This window comes from Herminiimonas fonticola (genome assembly GCF_003293745.1).
Taxonomy (GTDB): Bacteria; Pseudomonadota; Gammaproteobacteria; order Burkholderiales; family Burkholderiaceae_D; genus Oxalicibacterium; species Oxalicibacterium fonticola.
The window spans coordinates 1,289,012-1,303,639 of sequence record NZ_PTLZ01000001.1; the positions used below are offsets into that span (position 1 = coordinate 1,289,012).

Annotated in this window: 10 protein-coding genes; 4 read left to right on the forward strand and 6 right to left on the reverse strand. The window is 52.6% G+C overall.

Translation table 11 applies throughout. From position 1 onward, the window contains the following. Positions 1–55 precede the first annotated feature (55 nt). The 4 genes from putA to Hfont_RS06420 form a co-directional block, all read right to left on the reverse strand. On the reverse strand, positions 56–3,745 hold the full coding sequence (gene putA / locus Hfont_RS06405) for a trifunctional transcriptional regulator/proline dehydrogenase/L-glutamate gamma-semialdehyde dehydrogenase (protein WP_112991748.1): 3,690 nt from the start codon (positions 3,743–3,745) through the stop codon (positions 56–58). A 222-nt stretch (positions 3,746–3,967) separates the two neighbouring features. Then, on the reverse strand, positions 3,968–4,414 hold the full coding sequence (locus Hfont_RS06410; protein ID WP_112991444.1) for an SRPBCC family protein: 447 nt from the start codon (positions 4,412–4,414) through the stop codon (positions 3,968–3,970). Between the two features lie 104 nt (positions 4,415–4,518). Next, a complete protein-coding gene (locus tag Hfont_RS06415; RefSeq protein WP_112991445.1) occupies positions 4,519–5,178 on the reverse strand; it encodes a hypothetical protein in 660 nt (219 codons plus the stop codon). A gap of 70 nt (positions 5,179–5,248) precedes the next feature. After that, on the reverse strand, positions 5,249–6,169 hold the full coding sequence (locus tag Hfont_RS06420; protein ID WP_112991446.1) for a LysR family transcriptional regulator: 921 nt from the start codon (positions 6,167–6,169) through the stop codon (positions 5,249–5,251). Between the two features lie 111 nt (positions 6,170–6,280). Between Hfont_RS06420 and metE the strand changes: the two genes are divergently transcribed. The 4 genes from metE to greB all read left to right on the forward strand — a co-directional run bounded on the left by metE (position 6,281) and on the right by greB (position 12,076). Continuing rightward, positions 6,281–8,560, forward strand: coding sequence for a 5-methyltetrahydropteroyltriglutamate--homocysteine S-methyltransferase (metE, locus tag Hfont_RS06425; protein WP_112991447.1), 2,280 nt, complete (start codon positions 6,281–6,283; stop codon positions 8,558–8,560). Between the two features lie 254 nt (positions 8,561–8,814). Next, on the forward strand, positions 8,815–9,732 hold the full coding sequence (locus tag Hfont_RS06430; RefSeq protein ID WP_112991448.1) for a 23S rRNA (adenine(2030)-N(6))-methyltransferase RlmJ: 918 nt from the start codon (positions 8,815–8,817) through the stop codon (positions 9,730–9,732). A 371-nt stretch (positions 9,733–10,103) separates the two neighbouring features. Continuing rightward, positions 10,104–11,378 (forward strand): EAL and HDOD domain-containing protein, encoded by a 1,275-nt coding sequence (locus tag Hfont_RS06435; RefSeq protein WP_112991449.1) that lies wholly within the window; start codon positions 10,104–10,106, stop codon positions 11,376–11,378. Between the two features lie 143 nt (positions 11,379–11,521). After that, positions 11,522–12,076, forward strand: coding sequence for a transcription elongation factor GreB (greB, locus tag Hfont_RS06440; protein ID WP_421800982.1), 555 nt, complete (start codon positions 11,522–11,524; stop codon positions 12,074–12,076). An 18-nt stretch (positions 12,077–12,094) separates the two neighbouring features. Here greB and Hfont_RS06445 read toward each other — a convergent pair whose 3' ends face one another. Then, the gene (locus tag Hfont_RS06445) at positions 12,095–14,377 is read right to left on the reverse strand and encodes a RelA/SpoT family protein (RefSeq protein ID WP_112991450.1); all 2,283 of its coding nucleotides are present in this window, start codon (positions 14,375–14,377) and stop codon (positions 12,095–12,097) included. A gap of 43 nt (positions 14,378–14,420) precedes the next feature. Beyond that, complete coding sequence (gene rpoZ, locus Hfont_RS06450; RefSeq protein WP_112991451.1) at positions 14,421–14,627, reverse strand: DNA-directed RNA polymerase subunit omega; 207 nt, start codon at positions 14,625–14,627, stop codon at positions 14,421–14,423. Position 14,628: the final 1 nt, after the last annotated feature.

Below are 14,628 nucleotides of genomic sequence, written 5' to 3' on the forward strand. Positions count from 1 at the left end.
CACTAAAGTCTGATCAACATTCGATTAACTTTGCAAATCTGGCAATGCCTGGCTATCAGCATCCTATTGTCATCAAGCTGGCATTTCCTCCGGCCGCCGTGGTGTTAACGCATACCGTGCGTTCCGTCACCAGTCGCCATAACGCAATCGGTATGTTGCTGCTAGTGGCGAGCATAGCCACGATGGCGCCGTCGCGTACAGCCAGGCTCGTCAACACTTCTGCCGCGTTGCTGGCAGACGCGCTTTCATAAAGTGCCAGTGCCAATTCAGCGCAGTCCTGATGTTGATCAATCAAGTGAATTCTGGCGCGCACTTGCGCTGGTAAATCGGATGGCAAATGGATTGCAGCCGTTTGTAAAAAGACTGCCTGATTACCGGTCGCCAGCACTGCCGCGAGTTGGTTCAATAAGGAGACGGAATTGTCGGCCATGCAAAGAATAGTGCCGCGTGCGGCGAAGCGTAAGGTATTGAGTTCGCCGGTGGGGCCGGGCAAGTACAGGATTTTTCCATGCAGGCTATCGCGCGCGTAATTGCGGATGTTGACGACGAGCTCAGAGAGATTGTGCGCTTCGCTCCACGATAGCAGCGCTGCCAGTGCTGCTGTCGTGGAGCACTGCATCGACGTTTCGATTTCTCTATCCGAAAACTTTGCATTCAAGGCTACGCTGGAATTGCGTTGCAGGCGTTTCAGATACAGCGGGCCGCCAGCCTTGGGCCCGGTGCCGGATTTCCCTTCGCCGCCGAACGGTTGTACACCGACTACGGCACCGACGATATTCCGGTTCACATAGATATTGCCGACGCGCGCCTTGTTGACGATGGTGTCTATCGTTTCTGCTATGCGTGAGTGCACGCCTAGCGTCAGCCCAAAGCCGGTCGCATTGATATCGGCAAGCAGCTGCGGCAAGTCATCGCGCTGATAGCGTAGTACGTGCAATACCGGGCCGAATACTTCGCGCTGCAAGTCTGCAATGCGGTCGATCTCGATAATGGTTGGTGTAATAAAAGTGCCTGCTGCGCTTGCTGTCGGCAGCGGTAGTTGCGTCAGTTTTTTTGAAGTGCTGCGCGCATGGTCTATGTAGATTTGCAGATGCTGTTTGGCTTCTTCATCTATGACGGGACCGACATCGGTAGCGAGTCGATCCGGATGACCTATCTGCAATTCGTGCAATGCACCGTGCAGCATGTTCATGGTTGGCTCGGCAATATCGTTTTGCAGACACAGCACGCGCAACGCCGAACAGCGCTGGCCGGCACTGTCGAAAGCCGATGTGATCACATCCCGAACTACTTGTTCGGGCAACGCGGATGAGTCGACGATCATTGCATTCTGTCCGCCGGTTTCTGCGATCAGTGCAATCTCTCGCTGTTCAGCTATGGTTCTTTGCACCAGCGTCTGGTTGATGAGTTGTGCGACTTGCGTCGAGCCTGTGAATACAACTGCGGATACTCGTGCGTCTGAAACCAGTTGTGCACCGACCGTTTCGCCGCGGCCCGGCACAAACAGTAAAACATCTTCCGGTATGCCAGCCTGATGCATCAGTTGTACTGTGCGGAATGCGATCAGCGGGGTTTGTTCAGCTGGCTTGGCCAGCACGGTATTGCCTGCGGCCAGTGCAGCGCTGATCTGGCCGATGAAAATGGATAAGGGGAAATTCCACGGACTGATGCAAACCACAGGGCCGAGCGCATTTGCATGATCGGATGTGGTGATCTGCGCGCTGTAATAGCGCAGAAAATCGACTGCTTCGCGCAGTTCACCGATGGCATTCGGCAGGGTTTTGCCTGACTCTCTGATCATGAGCGCCATCAATTCAGCAGCATGCTGTTCGAGTAATTCTGCTGCGCGACAGAGCGCGGCTGCGCGTTGTGTAGTCGTAGTGGCTTGCCATACATCAGCAGCGGATGCGGCCAGCGCTAGCGCGTGCTCGACATCATCAGGAGCCGTTTCCAGTACCGTGCCGACCTGATCGTGATCGGCAGGATTAAGTATTGCGACAGGTAACGATGATGTGTGCAGACTGCGATTGGCGAGTAGTGGTGTTGCATGCCATTGCTGCGTGCCAAAGACATTCAAGGCTGCGCTGAGTGCTCGCAATACGTGTTCATCACTCAGATCGTATCCTGCCGAATTGCGGCGTTCCATTCCATACAATTCGGCAGGCAAGGGGATGGCAGGATGCGGCGCACCGCCCAATTCCGTGGCGAGCACAATCGGGTCTTTCAGCAGCGTGGCGAGCGTCACCTTGTCATCGACTATCTGATTGACGAAGGATGAATTGGCACCGTTCTCCAGCAAACGTCGAACCAGATAAGCCAGCAGCGTTTCGTGCGAGCCGACGGGGGCGTAGATGCGGCACGGCACGTTCAGTTTGTCGGCACCGACCACCTGTTCGTACAAGGCTGTGCCCATTCCGTGCAGGCACTGGAATTCGTAATCGGTGGCTTGCATTGCTTGCGCATGCTGATAGATCGCCGCCAGCGTCAATGCGTTATGCGTGGCGAATTGCGGATAGATTACATCGGCGGCGGCCAGCAGGCGTTGCGCACAAACGAGATAAGACAGATCGGTATAGACCTTGCGCGTATAGACTGGATAGCCGGACAGGCCATCGACTTGTGCACGCTTGATTTCGCTATCCCAGTACGCGCCCTTGACCAGGCGAATCATTAGTTTGCGATGGCTGCGGCGGGCGAGGTCGATCAGGTAATCGATGACGTACGGCGCGCGTTTCTGGTATGCCTGCACCACGAAGCCGATGCCGTCGAAATCCGCCAGTTCGGGAGCCAGGGCCAGCGCTTCTATCAGATCCAGTGACAGCTCCAGCCGGTCCGATTCCTCGGCATCGATGTTCAGGCCGATGTCGTATCGTTTCGCCAGCAGAAGTAAGGTTTGCAGACGCGGTAGCAGTTCCTGCATCACGCGCGCATGTTGCGCTCGTTCATAACGCGGATGCAGCGCCGATAGCTTGATCGAAATGCCCGGGCCGTTCTTGATGCCGCGACCGTTGCCGGCCTCGCCTATCGCGTGGATGGCATCCACATAAGATTGATAGTAAGTATCGGCATCCGCTGCCGTCATGGCGGCTTCGCCCAGCATGTCGAAGGAGTAGCGATAGCCTTGTGCTTCGTGTTCACTACTATTGTCCAGCGCCTCTTCTATGCTTCTTCCAGCGACGAACTGATTGCCGAGCATGCGCATGGCCAGATCAACACCTTTGCGTATCAGTGGTTCGCCACCTTTGTTGATCAGGCGTGTGAGTGTTGCAGCCAAACTGTGTTCGCTGGCGCTATTGATTAATTTTCCCGTCACCAGCAAGCCCCAGCTTGCGGCATTGACGAACAACGATGGTGATGCGCCCAGATGACGTTGCCAGTCTCCCTTGCCTATCTTGTCTGCAATCAGACGGTCTGCAGTTTGGTGATCGGGGATGCGCAACAGCGCTTCGGCCAGGCACATCAGCGCGACGCCTTCTTCTGACGACAGCGAGAATTCGTGCATCAATGCGTCGACGCCGGAAGAATGGCTGCGATTGGCGCGAACTGTTTCTATCAGTTTGCGCGCCAGCGTCTGCGTTGCAGTTTGCAATGCAGGGTCGGTGTCTGCCTGTTGCAACAAGTTCTGTACGGCGGCGGTTTCGTCGCGCCGGTAGGCGTTGGTGATGGCATTGCGCAATGGCGATGGCGTGCCGACAATGTCTTCGGCGAAGGCGGGGAATGGCGTGGAAGCGATGAGTGTAGACATTGACGCACCCTGTTTGAATGAGTCATTCGATTCCATCTTACATGCAAGTCATGTGAATGTTACAGCGATGTTTGCAACGATTCTGTGCTGCCAAAATTCAGACGATGAATAAGGAAGGGCAATTGCATGAACGCGCGATGTGTCAACAGACCGGGATGTGAATGCGGCGTGCAATGCCGCATTGCCTGGTTTTTTTCTGTGCTTTTGATTTGCTTCAGCTCGTCAGCCTGGAATCTCGGGTTCGACCAGTGTCGCAAGTTGAGCCAGAGATTCCTGCCAGCCGAGATAGCACATCTCGACGGGGATCACTTCTGGTATCCCTGCCTGCACGATATTGATTTCGGTTCCGCATGATACTTGCTTCAAAGTCACCGTCACTTGTATTTCGCCGGGCAAATTCGGGTCATCGAATTTATCGGTGTAGCGAATTTTCTCGTACGGAACAAGTTCGACATACTCGCCACCGAAAGAATGTTCGTTTCCGTTGGTGAAATTCGCAAATGACATCTTGAAAGTTCCACCAACCCTGGCTTCCAGATGATGAACCTTGCACGTAAAACCGTAAGGAGGAAGCCACTTGGCCAGTGCGTCGGCATCCAGGAATGCACGATAAACACGCTCAGGCGGTGCACGGAGCACGCGATGTAGTTGTACGGTACCTGTGGACATTTTAATTCTCCTTTCAATGCGGTTTTGATTCGGCTTTGAGTAGATGGTAGATGCTACGGGCTTGCATGAGTTCCGTTAGCCTAATCCATGCAGCGCTTTTGCATTTAGGTATTAGTAGGGCTGGTCTTTTTGTATCGATCGAGGCCATACAGTTCCAAGTATTTATCAATTGCCTCTGGATATGGCCACAAGGAAAAGATATAAACCATCATTTCAACAACGTTCAAATGCGCCCATTTTGCAAAAGCCCTGTTTTCAACAGCGCTTGTCCAATCATGCTTTGCATGCTCGCTGCTAGAAAATCCGTAAGACCTTAGTTTTTTTAATAGTTTGACTTCATTTTTGGGTGGAGTAAGCGAGTTGTTTCCAATTGTTATAACCGAGGCTTTTGGATGGGTTAATTCGTTCCTAACATCGACGATAAGTGAGAGTTTTTGGTAAGTGGGGAAATTTCCCTTTTGGAATTTATTTCCAGATAGGGACTCGCAAGTAATTTGAATTTTTCTCTTAACTGATTCTCTAGTTTTTTCGGCCTCTTTTAATTTTCTACTCATTAGTACAAGCGGATTTTTCTCAGAATGGTTGTGGATTTCGTAGCCATATCCAACTTCCGCAAGTTCATTCAAGAAGGCTTCGATTGCCGTTACGCTTTCTTTGATTGTTGCAACTGCACTTGCGCGTTCATTTCCATATGGATTCACGAGATGACTCAAAGCATTATGTAAGATGCCGGGTGCTTTGATTAAAGATGCATGCCCAATCATAATTAACCTAGTGTTTTAATAGTGATGCGCAGCCGATTTGTCGGCAGAGCGATTTTTTAAGTTCAACCATTTAAAGCAACTCCACACTATCCAGATTCAAATAACAACTCTCACGCGTAGTCGTCACAAAATCCGCCAGATAAGGTTTTTCCGACACCTCCGGCAAACAAGCCGCATACAAGCGCCCGGTCAAACCATCTGCAGTGATCCGTTTGGCCTTCACATAATCTCGATTCAAATAATTCTGCGCGGCCCATACAGGTAGCGTCGCAATACCGCGCTTGCTGGCGACCAGTTGCAGCATCGCGACTGTCAATTCTGTCGTGCGGCGTTCGACTTTTACGCCAGCCGGTTTCAAAACCTGGCGTACGACGTCGAGCATGTCGTCCGGTACTGGATACGTGATCAGCGTGTCGCCGATGAAATCTTCTGCAACCAGAAATTCCTTGTCGGCCAAAGGATGATCATGCGCGACCAGTGCGACGATTTCGAAGCGGAATAGGGCGTGGTAGTCGACGGTTTCATCAGTATCGATCTCGGCCACGATGGCGACGTCTGCCTTATGTTCATACAGCAGGCCAACCGGGTCAGCTTGAAAGCCGGAGACGATATCGAGTTCGACTTCCGGCCAGCGGCCGCGGAAGACATCCATCGCAGGCATCAACCAGTCGAAGCAGGTGTGGCATTCAACCGCAATGCGCAACTGGCCGGCGACGCCTTGCGCCAGGCGCACCAGGTCGCGTTCGGTTTCGGCAACTTGCGGCAATACAGTGTCAGCCAGTTTCAGCAGGCGTTCTCCGGCTGGCGTAAAGCGCACGGGTATCGACTTGCGCTCGAATAGTTGCGTGCCGTGGTGATCTTCCAGTTGCTTGAGCTGGTGCGAGAGCGCGGATTGCGTGACGTTCAAGAGCGAAGCGGCGCGCAGCAGATTGCCGGCTTCGCGCAGTGCGATCAGGGTTTTGAGGTGGCGGAGTTCAAGGATAGATTGCATAGTCAGACCGTGTATGAATTAAATTCAAGATGATTCTTAATATTTATCGTTTGAATCATAGACCTTGTGCGCGCAACATGGCAAGCCTTGAAATCGTTATTGGAGTTTGGCATGGCAAAGGCACACATTCTGGGTTTTCCCCGCATAGGCGCGCAGCGCGAATTGAAGTTCGCCGTCGAATCGTTCTGGCGCGGCGACACCGATCTGACCGCGTTGCAGGAAACCGGTAAAACCCTGCGCCAGCGCCACTGGACTGTACAGGCCGACGCCGGCCTTGATTTCGTATCGGTGGGCGATTTTGCCTGGTACGACCAGGTGTTGAATACGCTGGCTTTGCTGGGTGCAGTGCCAACCCGCTTCAAATTCGATCCGAAGAAGCTGACGCTGGCTGATTACTTCACGCTGGCGCGGGGCAATCCTGAGCACTTCGCGATGGAAATGACCAAATGGTTCGATACCAACTATCACTACTTGGTGCCTGAATTTACGGCGGACGTGCGCTTTGATGGCGGCGTCGATTGGCTGTTTGAAGAAAACGCCGAAGCCGTTGCGCTCGGTCACAAAACCAAGGTCACCCTGGTTGGCCCGCTGACCTTGCTGTACCTTGGCAAGATCAAATCCGGCATCACGAATAAACTGGATCTGCTGCCAAAAGTCATCGCCGGTTATCAAAACGTGTTGCAGCGTTTGCAGGCTGCAGGTGTGGAATGGGTACAGATCGATGAGCCGATTTTGGCTTTGGAATTGGCTGCCGTCTGGCGCAATGCATTCGCTCCAACATATGAAGTATTGAGCACGGCTGCACCAAAATTGTTGCTGGCAACTTACTTCGATCAAGTGCGTGAACACACAGCATTGCTGCATAGACTGCCTGTCACTGGCGTACATCTGGATCTGGTGCGCGGTGCAGGGCAGTTGGATGACTTCCTGCAAGACTGGCCGCAGGATCGGGTGCTATCCGCCGGTATTGTCGATGGTCGCAACATCTGGCGCGCTGATCTTGATGCAGCGCTGGCTGCATTGCAACCGCTGCAAGAAAAACTCGGCGACAAATTGTGGGTCAGCGCGAGCTGCTCATTGCTGCACGTGCCTGTCGATCTGGCGAATGAAAACAAGCTGGATGAAGAGCTCAAAGGCTGGCTGTCATTCGCTACGCAAAAGACGCATGAAATCACGGCGATCAAACGCGCGTTGAATGGTGAAAAAAATGCGGTTGCGGCGCAATTCAATGCCGCTGCATTGGCGGTTGCAGCGCGCAATACGTCGCCACGTATTCACAACCCATTGGTGCAAAAACGTCTGAGCGAGATCAACAAGATTTCTGCAGCGCGCAACAATGTTTTTGCGGATCGCATCGTCAAGCAGCAAGCGCGTTTTAACTTGCCGGCTTTCCCGACTACCAACATCGGTTCCTTCCCGCAAACCACCGACATTCGTCAAGCACGTGCGCAATACAAACGTGGTGAAATTGGTCATCTCGATTACCTGAACAAGATGCGCGACGAAGTGCGTCTGGTGGTGCAGAAGCAGGAAGAAATCGGTCTCGACGTATTGGTACATGGCGAGCCGGAACGTAACGACATGGTCGAATATTTTGGCGAACAGTTGTGGGGCTACGGCTTCACCGCAAATGGCTGGGTACAAAGTTACGGTTCGCGTTGCGTCAAACCGCCATTCATTTACGGCGACGTGTATCGCCCGGAAGCAATGACAGTCGGCTGGAGCGAGTTCGCACAAAGCCTGACCAGCAAGCCGATGAAGGGCATGTTGACCGGCCCGGTCACGATGTTGCAATGGTCGTTCGTGCGCGACGATCAACCGCGCGACACGACCGCACTGCAAATTGCTTTGGCATTGCGCGATGAAGTGGTGGATCTGGAAAAAGCCGGCATCGGCATGATCCAAATCGATGAACCTGCGTTCCGTGAAGGCTTGCCTTTGAAAGCCGCCGACTGGCCGCATTATCTGGATTGGGCGGTGAAAGCTTTCCGCATCAGTGCATCGGGCGTGCGGGATGACACGCAGATACACACCCACATGTGCTATTCGGAGTTCAACGACATCCTGCCGTGGATTGCCGCGATGGATGCGGACGTGATCACGATAGAAACCTCGCGTTCGGATATGGAATTGCTGGACGGCTTCGGCGAGTTTGCGTATCCAAACGACATCGGTCCTGGCGTCTACGATATCCATTCGCCACGCGTGCCGCGTGTGGAAGAAATGCAGCGTTTGTTGCGCAAGGCGCGTGGGGTGATTCCTGATGCGCAGTTGTGGGTCAATCCGGATTGCGGCCTGAAAACCCGCGGCTGGCCGGAAACGACGGCAGCGCTGGAAAACATGGTGCTGGCGGCACGTACCTTGCGCGCTGAAGTCGCGGCTCAGCAGTAATTTACGTCACAAGCAACATCAACCCAAGCCTGGGTTGATTGGTTCAGCTGGTCAAGACGGGCATGCGGATTATTCCTCATGCCCGTTTTCTATTTCTGGGGTTTTATTTGAGATTAGGCAAAGACAGGCATTACAGCCCAGGGAAACGTTAATCGTAGGGTTTCAAGCCGGGAATTGTTAGAATGGCGTATTCCCGGAACTGCTGCCTTTGCGCGGTCTCCATTCTTTCATTCTTGCCAAGTTAGACCTTCCCTATGTTGAGTTACCGCCATGCCTTCCACGCAGGTAATCACGCCGATGTACTCAAGCATCTGGTGCAGATCCAGTTGCTGAAGTACATGAATCAAAAAGATACGCCGTATATGTACATCGACACGCACTCCGGTGCCGGTGTGTATGCGCTCGACGGCAATTACGCTGCGAAAAATGCAGAGTTTGAAACCGGTATCGCCAAGTTGTGGGATCGCAAGGATCTGCCTGTGCCGCTGGCTGAATACATGCAAGTCGTGAAGGCATTGAACCCTAGCGGCAAGATGCGTTATTACCCTGGTTCGCCGTATTGCGCGGACAGCATCATGCGCGAGCAGGATAGGTTGCGTTTGTTTGAATTGCATCCCGCCGACAGCAAAAACCTGGCAGACAATTTCCGCAAGCTGGAAGCACATGCTGCAGAGCAGGGCCAACGTCAAACGGTGCGCGGCAAGCGCATCATGATCGAGCGCGGGAATGGTTTTCAGGGTTTGAAAGCCTTGTTGCCGCCGCCATCGCGTCGCGCGCTAGTACTGATCGATCCGCCGTATGAAGACAAGACTGATTACCGTACCGTGGTGCAAACGGTTTCTGATGCGTTGACGCGTTTTGCGACCGGCACTTACGCTGTTTGGTACCCAGTGTTGAATCGACTTGAATCGCGCACGTTGCCAGAAAAATTGAAGCGATTAACAGCTAACGGCTGGCTCAATGTGACTTTGTCGGTAACGACGCCATCACCGGATGGATTCGGCCTGCACAGCAGTGGCATGTTCATACATAACCCGCCGTGGACGCTGGAGCCTATGTTGCGTGAATTGATGCCGTATCTGGTCAAGACGCTGGGTGGTGATTCAGGTGCGGGCTTTACATTGGAATCCGGGCAGACGGTTGCAACGAACACCGGAACACGCCGCGTATAACGCTGAAATAAACCTGAATTTGCAGATAAAGAACGTTGATATGTCACATGCTGCGGTTTATGCGCACGTGGCTGGCAGCATGCTTGCATTAAGGAAATATTAGCGGAATAATGGGTAGCGCTAATTAACAAGAATTTGCACCGAATTATCATTTGTCGGTTGGAAATAGGCATATGCTGCTTCTAAAGCTCAAGAGTCGAAGCAGCATTTGCAATAGCAATTCCAGCAGTAGCAGCACAGAATAAAAATCAAGCTACGGTGACAATGAATTGAATGTTTGATCGAAGGCAATCGCACCGTTCGTTTCTTCAGAGTTCGTTCAGAACGCGATGTAGCTGATCTTTACGTTCCACTAGAAATCAGAGACAAGCATGATTCCCGATCTCAAGCAGCAGCTACCTGATGAGCTCCCCCGCGTGAAAGAATTTTTTCTCGCGCGCCAACCCATATTGAATAGCGACCAGACTCTGGTTGCTTACGAACTCCTATTTCGACGCGCTTCAACCGGCCCAGCCAATGTAATCGACGATCTGGCAGCAACCGCGTCTGTGATCGCACACGCTTCTGAATTGGGTATCGCCAATGTGATCGGTGCTTCTCTGGGATTTTTCAATGTGGATGCGGCAGTGTTGATGTGCGACTTCGTGAATTTCCTGCCGTGCGACAAGGTTGTACTGGAGATTCTGGAGACGGTAGACGTCACACCTGAGCTGGTAGCCCGTGTGGCGGAATTGGCCGGGCAAGGATTTACCTTCGCGCTGGATGACGTGATTTCGCATTCGGAATCACTGCAAAAATTATTGCCGCTGGTGAAAATCATCAAGATCGATATCACCGGGATGAGCAAAGATGATATGGCCAAGTTGGTCGGTCATTTCAACAAGGCCGGTAAATTATTGCTGGCAGAAAAAGTCGAGACTATAGAGCAATTCACCGATTGCATGGATCTGGGCTTTCATTATTTTCAGGGTTATTATTTCGCGCGGCCGGTTATTCTTTCCGGCAAAAAACTCGCGCCATCGCAGTTGGCTATCATGCAATTGTTAAGCCTGATCGTGGCCGATGCAGATACGGCCGAGATCGAAACAGCGATCAAGAAGGATGCATCGCTGGTACTTACCTTGTTGCGTCTGACGAATACGCCGGCGATGGGCATTACGCAACGCATTGATTCGCTGGGGCAGGCTTTGACTGTGCTCGGTCGTCGTCAATTGCAACGCTGGCTGCAAATCATCCTGTACGCAGAACATCACAAAGGCAGTCATTTCTCCTCACCGTTGTTGCAACTGGCAACCACGCGCGGCAAGTTGCTGGAACTGATTGCCGAAACGCTCAAGCCTGGCGATCGTGCGATGGCGGATACGGCTTTTACCGTTGGTATCATGTCCTTGATGGATACCTTGTTCGGACTATCGATGAACGATATTCTGGCGCAGGTTGCAGTAGTCGATGATGTCAGTGACGCATTGCTGTATCGCAGAGGTTTCTACGGCGATTTGTTGAAGCTTGCCGAATATATAGAGCGCATAGAGAAAACGGGCCCCTTGCTCATGCCGACGTTGAAGAAGCTGGGACTTTCCATCGAAGATCTTTACGCCCTGCAAATAACGGCATTCGAATGGAGCAACAACGTGTCGCGCATCTAGTAAAGCCAATCCGTGCAAATGGATTCATGTCATTACTTCAGTATTTTTCCTCCGTAACAATTTCAGAATGAACGTTCCAAACGCTGATGTGCGCGTAGGGTGTTTGTTGCAAACGTCATCTGTACATGGCGTTAAAATAAGTCATGATGAATCAAACAACTACTCCAGATAATGACGATGATGAAGGCGGCGGCGCGCCGCCGATTCCTGCCGGTGCCAAGAATTACATGACGCCGCAGGGACACTTGCGCATGAAAAACGAACTGCTGAAATTGATAGACGTCGATAGACCGGAAGTAGTGCAGATCGTGTCATGGGCAGCGTCGAATGGTGATCGTTCCGAGAATGGCGATTACATTTACGGCAAGCGACGTTTACGCCAGATTGATGGACGCATTCGCTTCCTGACCAAGCGACTCGATTTGGCAGAAATCGTCGATCCAACTGTGCATTACGGCAGCGACCAGATTTTTTTCGGCGCAACGGTGCGCTATGAAACGCAATCTGGTGAACAGCATACGGTCACGATATTGGGCATCGATGAGCTGGATCCATTGAACGGCAAGATCAGCTGGATCTCGCCAGTTGCACGCGCATTGACGAAGGCGCGCGAAGGCGATTCCGTCACGCTGAAAACGCCAGGCGGTATTGAAGAGTTGGTGATTCTGGAAGTGACTTATCCGGCATCGGCTGCCTGATATTAGCAGATTGGAATATCAGGCCGTGCCTTTGTGTCGCAACAAACGGGTAACGCCGGGAATCGCGCGCAGATTGCGCATCAGACGTGCGAGATGCACGCGATCTTCGACTTGTACCGTAAAGTGCAAGTAGGTAATCATGTGTTCTTTGTCTTCATCCATGCCAACGTGCGTGATGTTGGAATCGGATTCGCTGATCTCGGCAGCAACGCGCGCGAGTATGCCTTTTTCATTGCGAGCCAGTAGCGTGATACCGCAATCGAAGCGCCTATCAATGTCCGCACCCCATGTAACGTCTATCCAGCGATCAGGTTCTTTCGAACGCAGTCTTCTAGCGACATCGCACTCAAGGTTGTGGATAGTCAAACCTTGGTCGCGTTTCATCTGAGCGATGATGGCATCGCCAGGGATCGGCTGGCAACACGGAGCCAATTGAACCGAGACGCCTTCGCTGCCGTAGATGACAACAGGATCTATCTTCTTGGCGACAACATCACCATTGACGTCTATCAGTGGCGTTTCCAGCGGTTGATCGTTTTCCATCATGCCGAGGATGTGGCGCGCAACCAATGCAGCCATACGTTTGCCGACGCCGATATCGGCGTACAGGTCGTCCAGCGATTTTGCGCTGGATTCATTCAACAAACGTTCCGTTATGGCAGGAGGTAAATCCTGAGTCAGATTCAGTGCGCTTAAGGCTTGGGACAACAACTTGCGTCCGAGTTCAATTGATTCAACCAGATTGATCGTACGCAGATGATGCCGGATTGCGGAGCGCGCCTTGCCGGTACGGACAAAGTTCAGCCAGTTCGGACTTGGGCGCGAACTCGGCGATGTGATGATTTCCACGATGTCGCCGTTACGCAATTCAGTACGCAAAGGTACTTGCTCCAGATTGATCTTGACGGCGATGGTTTGATCACCAATATCGGTGTGAATCGAATACGCAAAATCAAGTGCCGTCGCACCACGCGGCAGCGCGATGATTTTCGACTTCGGCGTAAACACGTAAACCGAATCGGGGAACAGATCGACTTTGACGTGTTCGAGGAATTCAGCGGAGTCACCGGTTTGCTTCTGGATATCAAGCAGCGATTGCAGCCAGGCGTGCGTACGCTGCTGCAGATCGTTCAGGCTGCCTTCATCATCTTTATAAAGCCAGTGTGCGGCTACACCAGACTCGGCCACGCGATGCATGTCTTGCGTGCGAATCTGAAACTCGACCGGCGTACCGTAAGGACCGATTAATGTCGTGTGCAAGGATTGATAGCCGTTCAGCTTTGGAATCGCGATGTAATCCTTGAACTTGCCTGGCATGGGCTTGAACAGCGCGTGCAAGGTACCCAGCGCGACATAGCAATTCGCAAAGCTGTCGACCACTACGCGGAAGCCATAGACGTCCAGCACTTGTGAGAAGGTCAGGCGTTTGTTGCGCATCTTGGTATAGATGCCGTACAGGGTTTTTTCACGACCGTAGACTTGCGCCGGAATACCGGTGGCAGTCAGCGTGTTATTGACCGAATCGAGAATCTTGCTGACGACTTCGCGACGATTGCCGCGCGCTGCCTTGACTGCCTTGCCCAGCGTTTTGTAACGCATCGGATACAGATGCGAAAACGACAGATCCTGCAGTTCACGATAAATATTATTCAGGCCGAGTCTATGCGCGATCGGTACATAGACTTCCATCGTTTCGCGCGCGATGCGGCGTTTCTTGATGGCTGACATTGAACCCAGCGTGCGCATATTGTGCAGGCGGTCGGCCAGCTTGACCAGAATGACGCGTACGTCGCGCGCCATCGCCAGCAGCATCTTGCGGAAGTTTTCCGCCTGCGCTTCGATCTGGCTTTGAAATTCGATTTTTTCCAGCTTGGACAGACCATCGACCAGATTCGCGACCGGCGCGCCGAAGCGTTCGATCAACTCATCCTTGCGTACGTCCTGATCTTCCATCACGTCATGCAGCAGTGCCGCCATGATCGCCTGGGCATCCAGCTTCCAGTCGGCGCAGATTTCGGCGACAGCGATAGGATGCGAAATATAGGGTTCGCCCGACATGCGCATTTGACCAAGATGCGCTTCATCCGAAAAGCGATAGGCTTCCTTGACCTTCTTCAGTTCTGAAGGAGTCAGGTATTCGGCGAGCTTGTTGGTCAGTTGCGTAACAGACGCTACACCGGGAACCGGGGCTGGCGCTGAAGCGGGGGATTTGTTCGATGTGACTTTTGAGGCCGAGCGGTCGGGAACCGCTCGGTTATTTGGAGCGACGGATAGCGTTGAATCTGCAGGTGTCAGGCTCATTCTGATTTGTGATGATCAGCCGCATCGCGGTAATGTTAATAAATTAATTACTTGGGACTTTTTTCAGCATTTCAATGCCGACATGGCCAGCTGCGATTTCGCGCAATGCGATCACGGTTGGCTTGTCTTTCGCATCAACCTTGGGTGTGTGACCTTGCAGCAGTTGACGTGCGCGATAAGTCGCCGACAAAGTCAGTTGAAAGCGATTTGGAATCTGTTTGAGGCAATCTTCAATAGTAATGCGGGCCATA